We start from the raw sequence: 19917 nt of genomic DNA on the forward strand, positions 1-19917 counted from the left end.
CACAAAAGTTCCTCCGATGGTCGAATTTGGTGAGCCTAACCTCGCACAGGTGGCCGGTTCAAGCGGTACGGGCGCACCATCCGGACGCCTCCGACCGCTAGCCTGTCCGGGTGCCTGACGACCGCGATGCGCAGATCTCATACCTGCCCCGTGCACTGCGGCCACTGCGCAACCGCGACTACCGCCTGCTCACACTCGGGCTCTCGACCACCCTGCTGGGCAACGGGCTGTGGTCGGTCGCGCTGGTGTGGCAGGTCATCGCGATGGGAGGCGGTGCCGGGCAAGCGGCGATCGTGATGACGATGTTCAGCGCGGGCTTGCTGGTCAGTGTGCTGCCTGCCGGGGTGGCAGCCGACCGGCTACCCAAACTGGTCGTCATGCGCGCCTCGCTGTGGGTGCAGGCGGCGCTGCTGATCATTGTCGGCGTCCTCGCCGTCGGCGAGGAGGTTCAGATCTGGCATCTGGCGTTGGCCGGCTTCGCGTTCGGGATCGCCGAGGGGTTCTACATCCCCGCCTACACCGCGCTGTTGCCGACCATCTTGGCGCCGGAGGAACTGCTGGCCGCCAACGGGATCGAAGGGGTCTTGCGTCCCGGCCTGCAATTCGCGCTCGGCCCCGCAATCGGAGCGCTCCTGGTGCAACTGTGGTCGCCAGGGTGGGCGATCCTGACCCAGGGCGCGATGTTCGTGCTCGCCGCGATCATCCTCGGGTTCATCAGGCCTCCTTCGGCCATCGCCCCCGACGGCGAGGACGACGAACCGGAATCGGCGCTGGGTGATCTGCTGGCCGGCTTGCGCTACATGTATCGCACCAAGTGGTTCTTCGCGACACTGTTGTTCGCCGTGGGCAATGTGCTCGTCGTCGTCGGCCCCATCGAGGTGCTGTTGCCTTTCGTGATCCGCGATATCGGCGGGGCCCCTGGACATCACGCGACCGTGCTGGCGGTGTTCGGGGTGGCCGGCGCGGTGGGCGCGCTGCTGGTGGCCTCGCGCCCACTGCCACGCCGCTACATCACCGTCATGCTGGTGCTGTGGGGATTGGGCGCGCTGCCGCTTGCCCTGATCGGCTACACCGACGCGATCTGGATGATCGCCGCGGTGATGGTGGTTGTCGGCGCCACTTCCGAAGCGGGTCAGGTCATCTGGGGAACGCTGCTGCAGCGGCGCGTGCCGGCCGAGATGCTCGGCCGCGCCTCAAGTCTGGACTTCTTCGTGAGCCTGGTGATGATGCCGGCGTCGCTGGCGCTGGCGGTCCCCGCCGCGCATCTGATCGGGACGACCGGTGTGTTCATCGTCGCGGGCGTGGCACCGGTGGTGTTCGCGGTGATCGCGCACCTCGCCGCCCGGCTGGGCCGCGATGAACTCGACCATCCGCTGGATGACCGGACATGACGGGCTGTCACGCCGATGAGTGCTGAAGCCGTCCAGTCCCCGTCCCCCGTCGCGCGGGAATCGCGCGCCACGAACACCCGGACTCGCCTGGCCTGGCTGGCCGTCTTCTGTCTCGTCCTGCTTCTCGCCTGTATCGCCAGCGCCGCCGTCGGCACCCGCGACATCCCGATATCGACGGTCATGCGGGCGCTTTTCGACTACCAGGGATCCGACAACGAAGTCGTGGTCCGTGCGGCCCGCATTCCCCGAACGGTGCTGGGCCTGGTGGTCGGCGTGGCGATCGGCGTCGGCGGCGCGATGATCCAGGCCGTCACCCGCAATCCGCTGGCCGATCCCGTCGTGTTGGGCATCACCCCCGGCTCGATGTTCAGCGTGGCAGTTGCGGTCGGCGTGTTCGGGTTGCGGTCCATCCACCAATACCTGTGGTTCGCACTCATCGGATCCGCCGTGGCCATGGCGATGGTCTACGCCATCGGCCGCTCGGGGCGCTGGGGCGCGACACCGATCCGGCTGACGTTGTCCGGAATCGCCATCGGCGCCGTCTTCACCGCGTTCACCTTGGCCCTGACCCTGTTGAACCCGTCGGCATTCGACCAGATGCGCGCCTGGGACGCCGGATCGATCGCCGGACGCGGCTGGGATGTCACCATCGCGGTGCTGCCGTTCGTCCTCGTCGGACTGGCGATCACCGCATCGGTGGCCCGTGGGTTGGACGCGATCGCCCTCGGTGACGATATGGCGCGCGCACTGGGTACTCAGCTGGCCCGGACGCGCACCCTCGGCCTCATCGCCATCACCTTGCTGTGCGGCGCGGCGGCCGCCGCGGCCGGCCCGATTGTCTTCGTGGGGCTGATGATCCCGCACATCGCCCGCTGGCTAGTCGGCGCGAACCAACGGTGGATCCTGCTCATCTCGGCGATCGCGGCCCCTGCGCTGGTGCTGGCCGCGGACGTCCTCGGCCGGATTGCGTTGCGCCCGGCGGAACTGCCCGTCGGGATCGTCAGCGCATTCCTGGGCGCACCCGCCCTGATCTGGTTGGTCCGGCGCAAGACGGCGATCCAACCGTGACCCCGCCCGTGACTACGGGGACCGATCACGTCGATTTCGGGCGCCCCACGTTGAGATGGCGAAACCTACGCATCGACGTCATCTCCGTGGTCACCACCGCCGTGCTGATTCTCGCGGCGCTCGTGGTGTCGATCTTCAGCCTCGGTGCCGGCGATTACGACATCGCTCCATGGGACGTGCTGCGCGCGGTGTTCGGCAGCGGGGCACCGTTCGACATCGTGGTGGTCCGCGAGTGGCGAGCGCCGCGGGTGTTGATGGCGCTGATACTCGGTGCGCTGCTGGGTATCTCGGGTGCCATCTTCCAATCGCTCACCAAGAATGCGCTGGGTAGTCCCGATGTCATCGGCTTCAATTCGGGTTGCTACTTCGGCGCGCTCGTGGTGATCCTGTTCGTCGGTGCGCACTCGAGCGCGCTCCTCGCCGTCGGCGCGGTCGCCGGCGGCTTCGCGACCGCCGCCATCGTGTATCTGCTTGCCTTCAAACGCGGTATCGCCGGTTTCCGGCTGATCATCGTGGGCGTGGCGGTCGCGATCATGATCGAGGCGGTCAACACCTGGATGATCCTCAAGGCCAATCTGCAGGTCGCCATATCGGCCGCGGCATGGGGTGCGGGCACCCTCGCCAATGTCACCAACGGCCAAGTTCTGGTGGTCCTCGCCGGAACTGCCGTGTTGGTCGTGCCGATTGCCATGATCGCCCGGCGGATGCCGGTGGCGCAGCTTGGCGATGACGTCGCCGCCGCGCTCGGCCTGCGCATGGAGGCCACGCGGGTGCTGATGCTGGCCGTCGGTGTTGGATGCGTCGCCATGGCAACCGCTTTCACCGGACCCATCAGCTTCGTGGCGCTGGCCGCACCGCAACTGGCCGCCCAGATCACCCGCGGCGGAGGGCTGCGGCTGGCCCCGTCGGCGGCGATGGGCGCGGCGATCCTGGCCGCCTCCGATGCCGCGGCCCAGCACCTGCTGCCCGGCCAACTGCCGGTCGGCGTGATCACCTGGGGTATCGGCGGCGCGTATCTGGTGTGGCTGCTGATCAGGCAGTCGGGCTGACACCGGCGGTATCAGTACGCCGCGAGGATCGGCTCCAGCTCCGTCGGCGTGGCGCCGTGCAGGATCACCCCGTCGGCACCGAGCGCCAGTTGCTCACGAATGGTGGTGACGCACTCCTGCGGACTTCCGGTGGCCGCCGGTGCCGTCCACTCCGGGGGCAGCAAGGTCGCAATATGCTCGAGTTTCTCGACGGGGGTGGTGGGGCTGTCGATCGCCTGCAGCCCACCGACGTAGAAGCTCTGCACCACCTCGTCATCGCGAAAGCGCTGCAGGACAGCGGGATCCCATTGATTGGTCCGCACCAGCAGGTCGCCGTAGGCCTGCAGGTAGGTGGCCAATCGGCCGACGAGCTTACGCAGCCGCATCTCCTCGGGAAGGTGGTCCCCGATGGTCGCCAGGCATGACCACACCTTCACGTCGTCCGGGTTTCGGCCGGCCCGCTCGGCCGCGGATTTCACCGTCTTCACGCAGCGCGCCAGTGTCTCGTCGGTGAAGAAGGTGTGCAGGATGACCTGATCCATGACGCGACCGCCCAGTTCCAGGGAGTTCGGCGCGAAGGCGACCATGCCCATCGGGATGTCGACGTCGTAGTCCTGGCCGAGCCGCAGCAACGGAAACCTGCCCATCGGGCCCTCGTGGCCGACGATGGTCTCACCCCGGAACAGTCGGCGCATCACCCCGACGAAGTCCTCCATCTGCGCGGTGGTGATGCGCGACATCCCGAACGCATCCTGCAGTGGCGGCACACCCCGGCCGATACCGAGGGTGAAGCGGCCCTCGCTGAGGCGCGACATGGTGAGCGCGTAGGCGGCGGTGACGATGGGGTGTCGGGTGTTGTGATTGGTGGCGCCGGTGGCGATGCCGATCCGGTCGGACACCGCGGCCGCGGCCCCGGACAGGGTGCACGCCTCCTTGGTGTTGAAGCGCTCGGAGATGAATACGTGGCCGAGCCCCAGTTCTTCGGCGCGGCGGATCTCGTCGATCATCACGCGCGGTGATTCCGGCTGCCCGCCAAGGGTGTAGAAGCCCAGCTCGGGTATCTGGGTCACGGTCACAGCGTTGCCTCCTCGGCGAGTTCGGGCCATCGGTCATGGTCGTAGATGCAGGGATTCCATACCTCGACGATGCGTCCCGCGACGACCCGGTAGACCTCGATCGATGAGATGACATCGCATGTTCCGTCGCGATTGACGATGTCCGCTTGGTAGACAATCGAACACAGCTCATCGTCGGCGACGATATGCGGCAGTGTGAAGTGCACACTCTGCACGCTCGCCCACAGATCGCGCACCCGCTGGACCGCCTCGTCATGGGTCAGCACGGTGCGCCCACCCGGTGTGTTCCGGATGATCCGATCACCGATGATCTGCTCGCCGATGGCGTAGTTCTGTGCATTCCACAGCTCGAAGTTGTATAGCTCAACGATGCTGCGCGGATCGGCCATCGGCGCACTCGGTGTCGGCGCGGTCGGCTGTGGTGTAACCATGACCACATTTTTACTTGCTTGCACACAAGTTAACAACTAGATTTCGAATATGACCTCGATTACATCGCTCTTCCCGCGCGCGGCATCCGAGCTGACGACGGACTGGCTCATCGAGATCCTCACGGCATCCGGTGCCATCGCACCGGGTACACGCGTCACCGATCTGCGCGCGCAGCGCATCGCCGAGGGCGTCGGCTTCGCATCGTTCCTGTACCGGGTGCACCTCGTTCTCGACGGCGCGGGCCCGGCCAGCGTGATCGCCAAGTTCCCCACCGACTACCCCGATTACCAGCTACTGGCCGCCTCGATCCGGCTCTACGAGCGAGAGGTGACGTTCTACAACGAGGTCACCACGTCGGCGCCCCTGCGCTCCCCACGCGCGCACGCCGCCGAGTTCGATTCCGCCACCGGCGAGTTCGTCATCGTCATGGAGGACGTAGGCGCTCTCGAAAATGCCGACCAGGTGGTCGGATTGAGTTTCGACCGGGCCCGTGCAGTGCTTGCAGAAACGGCCCGCTTCCATGCCTGGGGTTGGGATACGACGCCCCAGGCCACCCGCCACCCAGCCTTCCTGAACCTCGATGACGCGCGGATGGCCGGCCTCTTCAGCGCAGGCACCGCCGCCGGTTGGGCGGTGTTCGCCCGGCATGGCCGCGCCGATGTGCCGGCCGATCTCGCGACGTTGATCGACGACTACACCACGTCGGCACCCCACCTGCTGTCGGCACTCACCACGCCCACGACGCTGGTCAACGGTGACCTGCGCGCCGACAACCTGTTCTTCGCCGACGATGGCTCACATGTCACCGTCGATTTCCAGTTCGCCGGTCGCGGATGCGGCATCTGGGATGTCGCCTACCTTGTGGGCCAAGGTATGTCGCCGGCGGAACGGGACGGGCGGGAAATCGAACTGGTCCGCCATTACCTCAGCACCCTGGCGGGACTGGGTATCGACTACCCGTTCGACCAGGCCTGGCAACAGTTCCAGATCGCCACGGTCATACAGATCGCGTTGCCGCTGGCAGCGATGATGTCCTGGGACAACGTCAACGACCGCGGGCGAGAACTTTTGCAGGTTCTGATGGAGCGCAGCGTTGCGATCATCGCCGACTGCGATGCGGTCAGCGCGGTCCGCGCCGTGATCGGCTGATCGCCGCAGTCATCGATGACCGTCCGTCAGCCGTGTGAACAATCGGTCGTGCAGACGACTCAACGTCTCGACGAAATCCGTCGATTCCGGATTCAGCAGCCACGCATAGGAGTATCCGATGGCTGCGGCGGTCAGCTCCGATGCGATCTCGTCGGCGTCACAGTCCGGCGCCACCGAACCATCAGCCTGCCCGTCGAGAATCGCCTGGCGAAGTCCGGTGCGCGTCCGCGCGAGCCATCCCTCGATGCGCGGCCGGAGGATGTCGTGGTCATGCAAGGCCTCGAAATTCAGCGTCAGCGCCGCGCGCAACAACCGTGGGTCCTCTGCGGCGAATTCACGCAGCGCCATCACCGGTGCGAGCACTCTCTGCAGACCCGATGCATCCGGCTCGGGCCCGACCTCGATGCGCCGCTCGTACTCCTGGAGCACCGTCTCCAGCAACGCCTCCTTGGACCCGAACCGTTCGCGCACCATGGCCCGGCTGTAGCCCGCCCTGATGCCGATCTCCTGGGCTGTCGCGTTGTTGTATCCCTTCTCGGCGATGAGTTCGATTGCGGCTTCGGCAAGTCGGCGCGAGGACTCCTCGACGCGTTGCCGCTGCGAACGGCGCGACTCGGTGCTCATCGCCTCACCTGGACGGTTCTGCAGAGATACATCCGCGAGATTCTAGCCACCTGCCACGACCCCGCGGACGGAGCGAGCGCGCTGCGCACCGGCTCTACATGTCCAGCACCACAGCCCCGACCGGGCGCGCGCAGCACGGCAACACATTTCCGTCGGCGGGTGGTTCGAGCGGGTCCGGGTCATAGCTGACCTCACCGGCGAGCAGGCCCGTTTCGCAGGTGTGGCAGACCCCGGTGCGACATGACCATCTGGTCGGCACGTCACAGGCCTCGGCGATCTCCAGCAGACTGTTGTAACGCCGACTCCAGGGCACGGTCAACGCGCTACGGGCGAAGGACACCGCAGGACCCGAGCCGGTCTCGGCGGGCGGGTGCACACCGACCGACCCCACCCCCGCCACGCCGGGATTGACCGCGGCGGCGGCGCCGAAGGTCTCGGTGCGCAATCGCCCGGTGCCGACACCGAATTGCTCCAGTCCGGCCACCAGATCCTTCATGAAACCGGTTGGACCACAGGCATATATGTCTCCGCTCAGCGGAACACCCAGTCCGCGCAGTGTTTCCACGGATATCCGTCCGGCGCCGTCATAGTCGACACCCAGACGATCCGACGCACCCGGGCGGCTGTAGAACGTGTGGCTGTGCGCACCGAGCAGTCGCTCGATCAACGTCCGGATCTCCTCGGCGAAGACGTGTTCCCCACCGTCACGCGACCCGTGAATCCACCAGATCTCGCGCGCCGAACGGTGTTCGGCGAGCATATGCAGCATCGACAACAGTGGTGTCACACCGATACCGGCCGACAGCAGCACCACCGGGTCCGCACCGTCGTTGAGGCTGAACGCACCACGCGGCGCGGCCACATCCACGACATCGCCCACCCCCACCCGAGTGTGCAGGTATTCCCCGGCTGCGCCACCGGTGAGGCGTTTGACGGCGACTCGGAACTCCGATGACCCCGGCAGATTGGACAGTGAATAGCTGCGGATGACCGGCGGCCCGACCTGCGGCATCAGGCGCACGGTGATGTATTGCCCCGGCCGCCATACCGGCAGTGTGTCCCCGTCGCGATCGCCCAACGTCAGCACGACGATATCGGCGCCCGCAGGTTCCAGGGTGCGCACCGTGAGTCCACGGAACCCGGTCCATGCCTGGGGCGAAGCCGCGGCCGAGGTCAGGCCGGGGTTACCGGTGGAATGGGGCCGCTGCTCGGCCCGCTCGGCGAGCGCGCGCAGTGACCGTTGCCAACCCGGGCTCAGCGCAGGGATCCGCAGCGCCCGCGCGAGCAGTTCGGGGGAATGGCCGGGAAGGTAGAGCAGGGCATCGATCTCGGCCACCGACACCTGCTCGGGATCGGCAGCGACCTTGGTGATCAGCTGCCCGGCCTGCACCTCGCCCTCCTCGATGACGCGGCAGTAGAAACCCGGGCGGCGGTCGGCGACCAGCAGCGCCGCCATGCGTGGCTCACCGAGTCGGAGCCCGACGCGGTAGCAGGTGACCCGCGGTTGGGTGACCTCCAGCACCACCGCCCCGACGCGGAATCTGTCCCCGATGCACACCTCGTCGTCGGCGAGGCCCGAGACCGTGAAGTTCTCACCGAAATGCCCCGGCCGCAAGTCATCTCGATCCAGCACCGTCGACCAGTGCTCATATGATCCGAGCTGATACACCAGGACCGCACGCTGTTCGCCACCGTGCCCGACCAGGTCACCCTGCCCATCACCGTCGATATTGAACCTGCGCACCGTGACCGGCCCAGACACCGGCGTCTTGTACACCGCGGTTCTCACAACCCTGCCCTGCCACGGCACATCCTGGGGCATACCGACATTGATCGACACCAACCTCGGATCCCGCGCGGTGTCCGGCATGACGGGCCATCAACCCTGCCGGCGTGCCATCGCCGCCACGATCTCGGCGGTGTCCGGTACCGCATGCGCGAGATAGGCGAAATTCACCAGTGCGGCCTGATATCCGTCACCACGCACCGGATGTCGCGGACCGGCGGTCGCATCGCGGACGACGGCAACCTCGAAACCCTGCTCCAGCAGATCTCGCAGATGCGACTCGACGCATATGTTGGCGAGCATCCCGCACAGGATCACCCGCTGCACTCGCCGCTTGCGCAACTGCAGAACCAGATCGTTGGTCTGCGGACCCCACACCTTGTGCGGACTGACCACGGTGGTCGCCGCGTCCTCGATGAACGGTGCGAGCTCGGCGACCCAGTCGGCACCCGAGCCCGCCAGGCCCTCCAGGTTCAGCACCCCGGTGCGGCCGAAGGTGCCCGAGCTCAACTCGTCATCCTCCAGCGGTCCATTGAAAGCCCAGCGGTGGTCGTGCGGATAGAAGTAGTGCGGTGAGACGAACACTCCGAAACCGTTGTCCCGGGCGGTACCGAGAATCTGCGCGAGGTGTGCCACCACATCGTTCTCGGTGACGCTTGCGCCGAGCACAGCCCAGTTCTTCCCCGCCGGGCTCAGGACATCGTTCTGCGGGTCGATGACGACCACGGCGGTGTCGTCGGGGCGATAGTGCACCGGTAGCTCCTGGGGTGTGGATCTGGACGGATCGACCGGTCGAACGCTACGCGCCGAAGCGCGTCGGCTCGTCCGATTCTCACAGCTCGTGGCCCCTGGCGGGTGACCGCACCGTCGACGAGCGTGTTCGGCCAATCAGCGACGAACAAGATCAGCCTGGCGTCCCTGTGGGGTGACTTATGGGTAGGGTCATGAGTGTTGTCAGTAAGCAGGAGATTCAGCGAGACCGGGGCCGGGGCCTCAGGTGGGGGACGTTCACCTTTCATGCCCGCACCGCAGCGTCCGCTGGCTTCACCCGGGCTCAATGTTGCCTCGCCTATAGGGCGAGCGCCGTTGTCCCTGCTACTGGTCGAGGATGACCGTGGCGACGCGTTGCTCGTCGAGGAGCTGATCGAAGATGCCGGCGCCGGATTCCAGTTCAACTGGTCGCAGTCGATCGGCGATGCCGAACGCGCTGTCGCCCAGAATCGACCGGACTGCATACTTCTCGACCTGAACTTGCCCGACGCCAACGGCATGGACGCCGTTCATCGCATCGGCAGCCTGGACTCGTCGATCCCGATCATCGTGCTCACCGGGCACTCCGATGAGCACTTCGGAGTCAACGCGATGACCTCCGGCGCACAGGACTACCTGGTCAAAGACCGTGTGGACCCGGAGATGCTGCGGCGCGCGGTGCTCTACGCCATCGAGCGCAAGCGCGCCGAGATCGCCACCGTCGACCTGCACGCCAGCCAGATGCGCGCCATGGAGAACGCCCGGCTGGAGCGCGGCCTGCTCCCCTCGCCCGTCCTGCTGGACTCACCGGGGGTCAGCATCGTCACCCGATCCCGCCCCAGTCGCCAGGACGCCCTGGTAGGAGGCGACTTCTTCGACGTCGTACAGACCCCCAACAGAACCGTGCACGTCATGATCGGCGATGTCGCGGGTCACGGCCCCGACGAAGCCGCCCTCGGCGTAGCGCTGCGTATCGGCTGGCGGGCCCTCACGTTCGCCGGATTGCGCGGAAACGAAAGAATGCGCGAATTGGACCGCATCCTGGTCAGCGAACGCCCACACAAGGGCATCTTCGCCACGTTGTCGAGCGTGGCCCTCGAACCGGATACCGGGGCGTTCACCATCCTCCGCGCCGGCCATCCCGGAATGTTGCTGCAGGGCGGCGGCACGGTGGAGTGGCTCGAGCCCGTCGCGGGTAAGGCGCTCGGTCTGGGTGCCACCGAATGGCCGGTCAACGAATATCAGCTGCCCGAGGATCACGGACTGCTGCTGTTGACCGACGGCCTCTTCGAAGGGCATTCCGGTCCTGGCGAGGAGCGGCTCGGCGAACAGGGGCTGCTCTCCATCGCGCGTTCCCTGGCCGCCCTGCCCGATGCCGAGTTCGTCGAGGCACTCATCGAACATGCGGAGGCCCGCGCGCAGCAACACGGCGGCCTCACCGACGACATCGCCGTCATCCGAGTGGAGCGATCACGGACATGAAGCTGACGGTTCAGGGTTGGCAGAACCTGGTGCTCGCGGTCATCGGTACCGCCGTGCTGGCCTGCGCGGTGGCTACGACGATCCTGGTGAGCCAGGCCGACAAGGTGTCCAACCGGCTTCGCGACGGCGTCCAGCCCGCCCGCGTCGCGGCCTACCAACTCCAGGCCGCACTGCGCGACCAGGAGACCGCCGTCCGGGGCTACCTGATCACCGCCGACCGCCGCTTCCTGGACCCCTACAACGACGGCCGTACCGCCGAGGCCGCCGCCGTGGAGGAGATCCGGGACACCATCGGCGAGTATCCGGACCTGCTCGACGACCTCGACAACATCGAGGCCGCCGCGCAGACTTGGCGTGTCGAATACGCCGATCCCCTACTGGCCAGTGCGGCGCCGACCCGGGCCACCGAAGAGGCCGGGATCGAGGAGGGCAAGGCCCTCTTCGATCGGCTGCGCTCGTTGTTCGCCGTTCAGAACGATCATCTGAGCGAAGCCAGGGAGGCCGGCCTTGCCCACCTGGAGCAGATCCGCCAGTGGCGCGACGCCACCCTGGTGGCCATGATCCTGGCGTTCGTCACCACCGCGGTGCTGCTGGCGGTGGTCATGCGCGCGGCGGTGAACCGACCGTTGTCGCAACTGGCCGCGGCGTGCCGACGGATCACCGAGGGCAACTTCGCTGAACGCATCATCCCGAGTGGGCCCAGGGATATCCGTGCGATGGCCACCGACGTCGAGAACATGCGCCAGCGCATCGTCGACGAGCTGGAGATTTCCCGTGCCGCCCGCAGCGCCCTTGACGAACAGGCCGACGAATTGCGGCGTTCCAACGCCGAGCTGGAGCAGTTCGCCTACGTCGCATCCCACGACCTTCAGGAACCGCTACGCAAGGTGGCCTCTTTCTGCCAACTGCTGGAGAAGCGCTACGGCGACAAACTCGACGAACGGGGAACCGAATACATCGCTTTCGCCGTAGACGGTGCGAAACGGATGCAGATCCTCATCAACGATCTGCTGACCTTCTCTCGGGTCGGCCGGCTCAACGCCACCATCACCGAGGTCGCGTTGGATGCCACCGTGGACGCCGCGATGCACAACCTCAGCAGCACCATCGAGGAGTCCGGCGCCGCGATCGTCCGCCCGAACGAACCGCTGCCCACCATCGACGGCGACCCGACGCTGCTGACCATGGTGTGGCAGAACCTCATCGGCAACGCCGTGAAATTCCATCGCGACGGGGTCACGCCCCGGGTACTGATCGAGTGCCACGAAGGTACCGGTGAGAATGCCGAGAATTGGGTTTTCACCGTGTCGGACAACGGTATCGGGATCAGCGCCGAGTTCATCGAGAAGGTGTTCGTCATCTTCCAGCGCCTGCACGGCCGCGACGCGTATGCGGGCACCGGCATCGGTTTGGCGTTGTGCAAGAAAATCATCGAGCATCACGGCGGCACCATCGGCATCGATACCGACTACACCGACGGCACCCGCTTCGTCTTCACCCTGCCCAAGACTCCGGTCACCGAACCCAATCTGGCGCCCGGCAGGGCGCCAGATGCCCAGTTGGAAGGAACCAACCGATGAAGCTACCCGAGGGGCGCGCAATCGACATCCTGTTGGTGGAGGACGACCCGGGTGACGAACTGATCACACGGGAAGCGTTCGAGCACAACAAGATCAAGAACAATCTGCACGTAGCGCACGACGGTCAGGAGGGGCTGGACTTCCTCTACCGACGCGGCGAGTACGCCGATGCGCCGCGGCCGGATCTGATCCTGCTCGACCTCAACCTGCCCAAGTACGACGGTCGGCAGCTGCTGGAGCAGATCAAGAACGACGAGAGTCTGTGCCACATCCCGATCGTGGTTCTCACGACGTCCTCGGCCGAGGAGGACATCCTGCGCAGCTACAAGCTGCACGCCAACGCCTACGTGACCAAACCGGTGGACCTGGACCAGTTCATGAGCGCGGTGCGGCAGATCGACGAGTTCTTCGTCCAGGTGGTGCGGCTACCGCAGTTCTGAGCTGTGGTTGGGGGTGATGTGATCCCACTCCAACCGGACGCTGGTGCCGGTCGGAGTGGTGTCGATTTCGGCTCGGTCGCTGAGCGCGTGGATCAGCGGTAGCCCCCGCCCGCGCGCGGAATCGACCATGGTCTCGTCTTTCGTCCGCCACACACCCTCATCGGTGATCGTGACCTGCAGACTGCCGTCGCCGGAATCGAAGGCGGCGTGCATGTGCATGCGACCTGGCTCCGGTGCGCCGACATAGGCGAACTCGGCGGCATTGGCCAACGCTTCATAGACCGCCAGGAGCACGTCGCTCGACTTCTCCGGATCCAGCTGAAAATGATCCCGTAACCACGCCGCGAACTCCTCCCGCACCTGGGCGGCGAGTTGCGGATCGGCGGGGACGCCGACCTTGGCGAAGCTAGCGGAGGCGCCTTGCTCTGTCATGTCGGACTGCTGGCTACCCGTTCGCCGACTTTTCTAACTCTGCAACGCTGCCAGCGCTTCGTCCAGCGTGGCGTAGAGGTCGACGATATCGGCGATGCCCACCAATTTCAGCGGTCGGCTGGTCGCCGGTCCGTCGGCCACCACGCTCAGTTTCACGCCCGGCGAGAGGTCACCGTGAGCCGCGACCAGGACTCCCATCCCGGCGGACGCCAGGAACTCCACGGCGGTGAAATCGACGACGACCGCCGACGGCGAGCTCTGCGCCGCTGCCGCGATGGCCGCTTCCAGCTTCGGAGCCGTCAACATGTCGACCGTTCCGCTCACAGCAACCACGCTGATATCGCCGACACGACGTTCCTCGACCTCGCCGACAGCCGCTGCACGGCTGGGACTGGGGTCTTGCTGGCTACTCATCGATACCTCCGAACATCTTTACCCACCCGAAGGTGGCAACGGCCAGAGTCTATCCGCACAACACGGGCAGACGACGAACCCGGTATCCGAGGTCAGCTGCAAGGACTGGCCATCGTGCGCAGCCGCCGTCGTTCACACAGGTCAGTGCGGTGTAGTCCATCCCAGGTTGGGGTACAGGTTTCCCATGCGGACCCTGGCTGCCCTCATTGCGGCCGTGCTCGTGGTGGCCTGCGTGGCGTGTTCGCCGGGCCGAGGAGTGGACCTGGGGCAGGGCTCGGGGAACCTGATCGCCGCCATCGCCGGCGAGCCCGACCAGCTCGACCCCCACAAGACCAGCGCCTACTTCTCCTTCGAGGTGCTGGAGAACGTGTTCGACACGCTGGTCGAACCCGATGCCGACCTCAACATGGCACCGGCGTTGGCCGAGTCATGGGAGACCGCGCCAGACCAGCTCAGTTGGACGTTCCACCTGCGCCCCGGGGTGAGTTTCCACGACGGCAGCCCGCTGACCGCCGATGACGTCGTCTACTCCTACCGGCGAATCATCGACGAGAAACTGTCCACCGTCGACAAGTTCATTGCGGTCACTGCTGTCGACGCGATCGACCCCGGCACCGTCCGGATCAGCCTCTCCCGGCCCACCCCGAACCTGCTGACCAACCTCGGCGGATTCAAGGGAATGGCGATCGTCTCGCGTCGCAACGTCGAGGACGGCTCCATCGCGACCCACCCGATCGGCACCGGTCCGTTTGCCTTCGCCGGGCGGCAGAGCGGTGACTCGATCACCCTGACGGCCAATCCGAAGTTCTGGGGCGGGGCCCCGAAACTGCCGGGTGTCACCTTCCGGTTCATCAGCGAGACCTCCACGGCGCTGGCCGCGCTGCAGGCCGGCGAGGTCGACTGGACCGATGCGGTGCCCCCGCAGCGAGTACCTCAGTTGGAGGGTGATGACTCCCTGCGACTGGCCCGCACCCCGAGCAATGACTACTGGTACTTCGCGCTCAACGCCGCTCGCCCACCGTGGAATGACGTCCGGGTCCGCCAGGCCATCGCCTACGCCGTCGACCGGCCCTCGATAGTGCAGGCCACCAGTTACGGCACCGCCGAGGCGAACCAGTTGGCGATCCCGCAGGGCAACCCGTGGTTCACTCCCTACGACCGGTACACCCGCGATATCGACCGGGCCAAGCAATTGCTCGCCGAGGCGGGTGCGACCCCGGACCGCATGGACATGCTGGTCACCAGCGAGTATCCGCAGACGGTGACCGCGGCACAGGTGGTCGCCGACAATCTGGAACCACTGGGCATCACGGTCAACATCCGCACGGTGGACTTCGCCACCTGGCTGGACGAGCAGAACAACGGCAATTTCGACATGCTGATGATGGGTTGGCTCGGAAACATCGACCCGGACGACTTCTACTACGCCCAGCACCACACCGACGGTGCGAACAACGCGCAGAAGTTCTCCGATCCGCGCGTCGACGCCGCACTGGATGCCGGACGCTCGGAGGTCGATCCGCAGGCACGCAAACGCGATTACGCCACCGCGGCCACCCTGATCGCCGACGGGGTGAGCTACATCTTTCTGTACAACCCCGCGGTGCTGCAGGCGTGGACACCGAACCTGCACGGATACGAGGCCCGTCGGGACAAGGCCATCCGATTCCGGGACGCGTCACTGGGTGGTGAGCCGTGACGATCGTGAAGTTCCTGGCCCGCCGGTTGGCCTATTCGGCGGTGGTCCTCATCGGTGTCGTGATCCTGGTCTTCACCCTGGTGCATCTGGTTCCCGGTGATCCGGTGCGCATCGCGCTGGGCACCCGCTACACCCCGCAGGCCTACGACGCCCTGCGCGCAGCGAGCGGATTGGACCAGCCGCTGCTGACCCAGTTCTTCCAGTATCTGGGGCGCGCGGTGACCGGCGACCTCGGCGTCAGCTTCCGTAACGGTGCCCCGGTGACCGAGGTCCTGATGGAACGCCTGCCTGCCACCGTCTCGCTGGCCCTTGTGGGTATCGCGCTCGCCCTGCTGATCGCGTTGCCCGCAGGCACGTGGGCGGCCCTGAACGAGGGCCGGGCGAGCGATGCGCTGGTGCGGGTCACCAGCCAATTCGGCGTGTCGGTCCCGGACTTCTGGCTGGGCATCCTGCTGATATCGCTGTTCTCCACGACATTGGGTTGGTTGCCCACCTCGGGATATCGACCGCTGCTGGAGGATCCCGCCGGCTGGTTGCGACACATCATCCTGCCCGGCCTGACGGTGGGGGTGGTCGCCGCGGCCATCATGACCCGCTATATCCGTTCTGCCGTACTGGAAGTGGCGGCCATGGGCTATGTGCGCACCGCCCGATCGAAGGGTTTGCCGCCGCGCACCGTGACACTGCGACACACGGTGCGCAACGCTCTGGTGCCCATCCTGACCATCACCGGAATCCAGCTGGGCACCATTCTCGGCGGCGTCATCGTGGTCGAGGTGGTGTTCGCCTGGCCAGGTATCGGCAGGCTCGTCTACACCTCGGTGGCCGCCCGCGACTACCCGGTGATCCAGGGCGCGGTGTTGCTGATCGCCGTGCTGTTCCTGACGATCAACCTGCTGGTGGATCTGTTGTACGCCATCGTCGACCCGAGGATCCGGCTGTCATGACCCGAGTGAACGCCTGGCGGCTGCTGGCCGGCAACCCGGTGACGCTGATCAGCGCAGCCGTGCTGGCAGCAGTCATCGTGATCAGCGTTGCCGCTCAATGGATCGCGCCGTACGGCGTCAACGATATCGACGTGCCGCAGGCCCTCCGACCGCCCAGCGGCGCACATTGGTTCGGCACCGACGAACTGGGCCGCGATCTGCTCTCGCGGGTGATGGTCGCCGTTCAGGCCTCGATGAAGGTCGCGGTGGTCAGCGTCGCCTTCGCCGCCGTCATCGGTGTGACGGTCGGCGTGATAGCCGGATACCTGGCAGGCCGCCAGGGCGGCTGGGTGGACACCGTGCTGATGCGCATCGTCGACGTGATGTTCGCGTTCCCGGTGCTGCTGCTGGCGCTGGCGATCGTCGCGGTGCTCGGCCCGGGGATCGGCACCACCATGCTGGCCATCGGGGTCGTCTACACCCCGATTTTTGCCCGGGTGGCGCGCGCCAGCACACTGTCGGTGCGGGTGGAACCCTATGTGTCCGTGTCGTACACGTTGGGCACCGGCTCGCGGTATATCTTGACCCGTCACATCCTGCCGAATATCAGCGGACCGCTGATCGTGCAGACCTCACTGTCACTGGCGTTCGCGATCCTGGCCGAGGCCGCGCTGTCCTTTCTCGGGCTGGGTATCCAGCCCCCGCAACCCTCACTGGGTCGGATGATCTTCGACGCACAGGGTTTCGTGACGTTGGCCTGGTGGATGGCGGTGTTCCCGGGTCTGGCGATCTTCCTGATCGTGCTGGCGCTCAATCTTCTCGGCGACGGGCTGCGCGACGTGCTGGACCCCAAGCAGCGCACCATGATCGAGGCCCGGAGAGCTCGGTGAACATTCTGACGGTAAGTGATCTCTCGGTGCGGATCGGACGCCGTGAGATCGTGCGCGGAGTGTCGTTGGCGGTGGAGCCCGAACAGACCGTCGGCATCGTCGGGGAGTCAGGATCTGGCAAGTCGATGACCGTACTGGCGGCCACCGGCCTGTTGGATGCACCCGGTGCGGTGGTGAATGGATCGAGTGTCCTTGCCGGAGAACAGGAACTCATCGGCGCCTCGGCCCGGACGCTGCGCGGAGTGCACGGCGGTCGGATCGGTTTCGTCTTCCAGGATCCAGGCACGTCGCTCAACCCGTTGCTGACCGTCGAACGCCAGATCACCGAATCGCTGGAAACACACCGCAGGATGACGCGCCGGGCAGCCCGGCAGCGCGCGCTGGAACTGCTGACCGCCGTGGGGCTTCCGGACCCGCAGAAGCGGCTGCAGTCCTATCCGCACCAACTCTCGGGCGGTCAGCGGCAGCGGGTGATGGTGGCGATCGCGCTGTCCTGCGACCCGGGACTGCTGGTCGCCGATGAGCCGACCACCGCACTGGATGTCACCACCCAGGCCCAGATCATCGATCTGGTGCGCGAATTGCAGCGCGACTTCGGCACCGCGGTCATCTGGATCAGCCACGATCTGGGCGTCATCGGGGAGGTGGCCGACACCGTGACCGTGCTGCGCGACGGGAGCGTCGTTGAGCAGGGCACGATCGACCAGATCTTCGACGCACCCGGCCAGGACTACACCCGCGAACTACTGGCGGCGCGCCCGCTACTCGACGGCACCGGCCCACCCGAGCCCGCGGCCGACACCGATGTGCTCCTCGACGTCCGGGGCCTCGCGGTGCGCTACGGCGGTGTGCGCGCGGTGGACGATGTGTCGTTCCAGATCCGCCGCGGCACGACGCTGGGTCTGGTCGGCGAATCAGGATCGGGGAAGTCGACGGTGGCGGCCGCGCTGACCGGATTGGTGAAACCCGATGCCGGCAGCGCGGTACTCGGCGGTATCGATGTGTTGGCCCGCAAGGCCGATCGGCGGCGTATCGGCATGGTGTTCCAGGATCCGTTCGCTTCGCTGAATCCCCGGATGGCGGTGGGTGTGTCGATCGCGGAGCCGCTGGTGGTGCATCGACTGGTCGATGGTCGCGCGCAGCGCCGCGCCCGCGTTGCCGAGCTGCTGGAGATGGTCGGGTTGGATGCGGATTTCGCCGGGCGCTATCCGCACGAGCTGTCCGGTGGTCAGCGCCAGCGCATCAGTATCGCCCGTGCGCTGGCCGCAGAGCCGGATCTGCTGATCCTCGACGAGGCGACCGCTGCTCTGGATGTGTCCGTGCAGGCGACGGTGCTCGAGCTGTTGGCCCGTCTGCAGCGCGAGCTGGAGCTGACCTACCTGTTCATCGGGCACGATCTCGCGGTGATCGAGCGGATGAGCCATGACGTGTTGGTGCTGCAGGGCGGTCGAACGGTGGAATATCGCAGTGCGGACGAGCTTTTCAGCGCACCCGAGCAGGACTACACCCGAGCTCTGTTGGCGGCAGTTCCCCCGGCGCGGCCGACGCGTTCCTGACCTCGCGGAAATGGCCGAGCTCAGAGGCAAGCAGAGCGATCAGGATGGAGCCGGCCGCGGCAGCCAGCAGGACCGCGAAACCGTAGGGCAACGCCGCCGCACCGATCAGCGGGGCGATGGAGATGCCGATGTACATCGCCGTCGAGTACCAGGCCAGTGCCACACCGGCGTACCGGGCGTCGATGACGGCGAGCCGGTACTGGATGGCCACCGATGCCGCGGTCCCGGCCAGACCCGAGCAGGCGAAGACCGCCGCGGTGGCGACCACGGAATGATGTGCCGGTATCAGCGTGAGGAACGCCGCGCACTGCACGGTGAGCACCGCTTGCAGGGTGCGGCGGCTACCGATGCGGTCGGTGAGCCTGCCGCCCAGGACGTTGCCCGCGATGCCGGCCATGCCGTACACCAGCAACAGCACGGCGGTCTTCGAACTGTCACCACCGGTCGCGTCGTGGGTGATGACCGCGCTGAAGATGTAGACCATGTTGAACGCCAACATCATCAACAGCGATGCGGCGGTCGCGAAGACGATGTGCCGGTTGCGCATCACGGCCACCCGGTCGCGCAGGCGCACCCCGTCCCCGACGGGAACGTCGCGCACCACCAGGAGCAGTACCGGAGCCAGCACGGCGGCCAGGCCGGCCAGCAGGGCCAGCGGCAACCGCCAGCCGCCGATATCGGCCAGTGCGGTCCCGATCGGTGACCCGATCGCCATGGCCAGGGTGAATCCCATGCCGACGAAGGCGATGGCGCGACCACGCACCGCCGCAGGCACCAGCACGGGTGCGGCCGCGATGGCCGTCGGGACCAAGGCGGCACCACCGAATGCGGCGACCACCCGGCCCGCGGTGAACACCGCGAAGGTGTCGGCCGCAGCGGCCAGGAAGGTGCCGATAGCGATCAGGACGAGTCCACCCGCCATGACCCGCTGTTGGGGCATGCGTCCACAGGCGACCGACACGACGGGAGAGGCCACCGCGACGACGGCGGCGTAGACGGAGATGGCGTACCCGACGGTGCCCGGCCCGACGCCGAGTCCCTCACCGATCTTGGGTAGCAGGCCGGCGATCACGAAGGCGTTGGTCCCGACAATGAACAGGGCCAGCGCGAGCAGCGTCAACCGCACGGTGTTCACCCTGCCCAGACGCGCCACGACAACCCCTTAGTTTCGGTACCAAAGCGTACCGGGCTCCG

The 19917-nt window shown here is 66.5% G+C and carries 19 protein-coding genes; 11 read left to right on the forward strand and 8 right to left on the reverse strand.

Translation table 11 applies throughout. The features are described 5' to 3' along the window. The first annotated feature begins 164 nt into the window (after positions 1-164). From PGN27_RS09790 to PGN27_RS09800, 3 genes are read left to right on the forward strand one after another with little or no spacing between them, the layout of a single operon-like run. Positions 165-1391: an MFS transporter gene (locus PGN27_RS09790; RefSeq protein WP_335328690.1), complete on the forward strand. Its 1227-nt coding sequence runs from the start codon at positions 165-167 to the stop codon at positions 1389-1391. A 15-nt stretch (positions 1392-1406) separates the two neighbouring features. Next, complete coding sequence (locus tag PGN27_RS09795) at positions 1407-2459, forward strand: iron chelate uptake ABC transporter family permease subunit (protein ID WP_335325950.1); 1053 nt, start codon at positions 1407-1409, stop codon at positions 2457-2459. An 8-nt stretch (positions 2460-2467) separates the two neighbouring features. Then, positions 2468-3508 (forward strand): FecCD family ABC transporter permease, encoded by a 1041-nt coding sequence (locus tag PGN27_RS09800; protein WP_335325951.1) that lies wholly within the window; start codon positions 2468-2470, stop codon positions 3506-3508. A gap of 11 nt (positions 3509-3519) precedes the next feature. On the opposite strand, the gene PGN27_RS09805 is transcribed toward PGN27_RS09800, so the two are convergent. Beyond that, on the reverse strand, positions 3520-4593 hold the full coding sequence (locus PGN27_RS09805; RefSeq protein ID WP_418888580.1) for a TIGR03857 family LLM class F420-dependent oxidoreductase: 1074 nt from the start codon (positions 4591-4593) through the stop codon (positions 3520-3522). Further along, positions 4560-4994, reverse strand: a complete 435-nt coding sequence (locus tag PGN27_RS09810) for a nuclear transport factor 2 family protein (protein WP_335325953.1) — start codon at positions 4992-4994, stop codon at positions 4560-4562. Before PGN27_RS09810 ends, PGN27_RS09805 begins: the two co-directional genes overlap by 34 nt. A gap of 49 nt (positions 4995-5043) precedes the next feature. Here PGN27_RS09810 and PGN27_RS09815 point away from each other — a divergent pair, with 49 nt between their 5' ends. Next, positions 5044-6144 (forward strand): phosphotransferase, encoded by a 1101-nt coding sequence (locus tag PGN27_RS09815; protein WP_335325954.1) that lies wholly within the window; start codon positions 5044-5046, stop codon positions 6142-6144. 9 nt (positions 6145-6153) lie between these two features. Here the strand turns inward: PGN27_RS09815 and PGN27_RS09820 are convergent, their stop codons facing one another. From PGN27_RS09820 to PGN27_RS09830, 3 genes are all read right to left on the reverse strand, one after another. Further along, positions 6154-6768 carry a TetR/AcrR family transcriptional regulator gene (locus PGN27_RS09820; protein WP_335325955.1) on the reverse strand — a complete coding sequence of 205 codons (615 nt, stop codon included), beginning with the start codon at positions 6766-6768 and terminating at the stop codon, positions 6154-6156. Between the two features lie 94 nt (positions 6769-6862). After that, complete coding sequence (locus tag PGN27_RS09825; protein WP_335325956.1) at positions 6863-8638, reverse strand: MOSC domain-containing protein; 1776 nt, start codon at positions 8636-8638, stop codon at positions 6863-6865. A gap of 9 nt (positions 8639-8647) precedes the next feature. Next, positions 8648-9307, reverse strand: a complete 660-nt coding sequence (locus tag PGN27_RS09830) for a cysteine hydrolase family protein (RefSeq protein ID WP_335325957.1) — start codon at positions 9305-9307, stop codon at positions 8648-8650. Positions 9308-9571: 264 nt separating this feature from the next. On the opposite strand from PGN27_RS09830, the gene PGN27_RS09835 reads away from it, so the two are divergent. Genes PGN27_RS09835 through PGN27_RS09845 form a run of 3 tightly spaced genes read left to right on the forward strand, consistent with a single transcriptional unit; the run spans position 9572 to position 12806 of the window. Then, entirely contained in the window at positions 9572-10786 is a 1215-nt protein-coding gene (locus PGN27_RS09835) for a PP2C family protein-serine/threonine phosphatase (RefSeq protein ID WP_335325958.1), read from the forward strand. Next, complete coding sequence (locus tag PGN27_RS09840) at positions 10783-12366, forward strand: sensor histidine kinase (protein WP_335325959.1); 1584 nt, start codon at positions 10783-10785, stop codon at positions 12364-12366. Before PGN27_RS09835 ends, PGN27_RS09840 begins: the two co-directional genes overlap by 4 nt. Beyond that, positions 12363-12806 (forward strand): response regulator, encoded by a 444-nt coding sequence (locus PGN27_RS09845; RefSeq protein WP_335325960.1) that lies wholly within the window; start codon positions 12363-12365, stop codon positions 12804-12806. Before PGN27_RS09840 ends, PGN27_RS09845 begins: the two co-directional genes overlap by 4 nt. Here PGN27_RS09845 and PGN27_RS09850 read toward each other — a convergent pair. Next, positions 12792-13238 carry an ATP-binding protein gene (locus PGN27_RS09850; RefSeq protein ID WP_335325961.1) on the reverse strand — a complete coding sequence of 149 codons (447 nt, stop codon included), beginning with the start codon at positions 13236-13238 and terminating at the stop codon, positions 12792-12794. The two genes, PGN27_RS09845 and PGN27_RS09850, sit on opposite strands and share 15 nt — an antisense overlap. A gap of 33 nt (positions 13239-13271) precedes the next feature. Continuing rightward, positions 13272-13652 carry an STAS domain-containing protein gene (locus PGN27_RS09855; protein WP_335325962.1) on the reverse strand — a complete coding sequence of 127 codons (381 nt, stop codon included), beginning with the start codon at positions 13650-13652 and terminating at the stop codon, positions 13272-13274. Between the two features lie 184 nt (positions 13653-13836). On the opposite strand from PGN27_RS09855, the gene PGN27_RS09860 reads away from it, so the two are divergent. The 4 genes from PGN27_RS09860 to PGN27_RS09875 are packed head-to-tail and all read left to right on the forward strand — an operon-like array spanning position 13837 to position 18723. After that, positions 13837-15351, forward strand: coding sequence for an ABC transporter substrate-binding protein (locus PGN27_RS09860; RefSeq protein WP_335325963.1), 1515 nt, complete (start codon positions 13837-13839; stop codon positions 15349-15351). Next, positions 15348-16298, forward strand: a complete 951-nt coding sequence (locus tag PGN27_RS09865) for an ABC transporter permease (RefSeq protein WP_335325964.1) — start codon at positions 15348-15350, stop codon at positions 16296-16298. The genes PGN27_RS09860 and PGN27_RS09865 overlap by 4 nt, the downstream gene beginning before the upstream one ends. After that, positions 16295-17167, forward strand: a complete 873-nt coding sequence (locus tag PGN27_RS09870; protein ID WP_335325965.1) for an ABC transporter permease — start codon at positions 16295-16297, stop codon at positions 17165-17167. Before PGN27_RS09865 ends, PGN27_RS09870 begins: the two co-directional genes overlap by 4 nt. After that, positions 17164-18723 (forward strand): ABC transporter ATP-binding protein, encoded by a 1560-nt coding sequence (locus PGN27_RS09875; RefSeq protein ID WP_335325966.1) that lies wholly within the window; start codon positions 17164-17166, stop codon positions 18721-18723. Before PGN27_RS09870 ends, PGN27_RS09875 begins: the two co-directional genes overlap by 4 nt. On the opposite strand, the gene PGN27_RS09880 is transcribed toward PGN27_RS09875, so the two are convergent. Further along, positions 18650-19876, reverse strand: a complete 1227-nt coding sequence (locus PGN27_RS09880) for an MFS transporter (protein WP_335325967.1) — start codon at positions 19874-19876, stop codon at positions 18650-18652. The genes PGN27_RS09875 and PGN27_RS09880 overlap by 74 nt on opposite strands. Positions 19877-19917 lie beyond the last annotated feature (41 nt).

The sequence above is a fragment of the Mycolicibacterium neoaurum genome, assembly GCF_036946495.1.
In the GTDB taxonomy this organism is placed as follows: Bacteria; Actinomycetota; Actinomycetes; order Mycobacteriales; family Mycobacteriaceae; genus Mycobacterium; species Mycobacterium neoaurum_B.

Coding starts and splice junctions, on each gene's coding strand:
- PGN27_RS09795 (WP_335325950.1), top strand. CDS start 1,407: ATGAGTGCTGAAGCCGTCCAGTCCCCGTCCCCCGTCGCGCGGGAATCG.
- PGN27_RS09805 (WP_418888580.1), bottom strand. CDS start 4,593: ATGGCCCGAACTCGCCGAGGAGGCAACGCTGTGACCGTGACCCAGATA.
- PGN27_RS09810 (WP_335325953.1), bottom strand. CDS start 4,994: ATGGTTACACCACAGCCGACCGCGCCGACACCGAGTGCGCCGATGGCC.
- PGN27_RS09815 (WP_335325954.1), top strand. CDS start 5,044: ATGACCTCGATTACATCGCTCTTCCCGCGCGCGGCATCCGAGCTGACG.
- PGN27_RS09820 (WP_335325955.1), bottom strand. CDS start 6,768: ATGAGCACCGAGTCGCGCCGTTCGCAGCGGCAACGCGTCGAGGAGTCC.
- PGN27_RS09825 (WP_335325956.1), bottom strand. CDS start 8,638: ATGCCGGACACCGCGCGGGATCCGAGGTTGGTGTCGATCAATGTCGGT.
- PGN27_RS09835 (WP_335325958.1), top strand. CDS start 9,572: ATGCCCGCACCGCAGCGTCCGCTGGCTTCACCCGGGCTCAATGTTGCC.
- PGN27_RS09840 (WP_335325959.1), top strand. CDS start 10,783: ATGAAGCTGACGGTTCAGGGTTGGCAGAACCTGGTGCTCGCGGTCATC.
- PGN27_RS09845 (WP_335325960.1), top strand. CDS start 12,363: ATGAAGCTACCCGAGGGGCGCGCAATCGACATCCTGTTGGTGGAGGAC.
- PGN27_RS09850 (WP_335325961.1), bottom strand. CDS start 13,238: ATGACAGAGCAAGGCGCCTCCGCTAGCTTCGCCAAGGTCGGCGTCCCC.
- PGN27_RS09855 (WP_335325962.1), bottom strand. CDS start 13,652: ATGAGTAGCCAGCAAGACCCCAGTCCCAGCCGTGCAGCGGCTGTCGGC.
- PGN27_RS09860 (WP_335325963.1), top strand. CDS start 13,837: ATGCGGACCCTGGCTGCCCTCATTGCGGCCGTGCTCGTGGTGGCCTGC.
- PGN27_RS09870 (WP_335325965.1), top strand. CDS start 16,295: ATGACCCGAGTGAACGCCTGGCGGCTGCTGGCCGGCAACCCGGTGACG.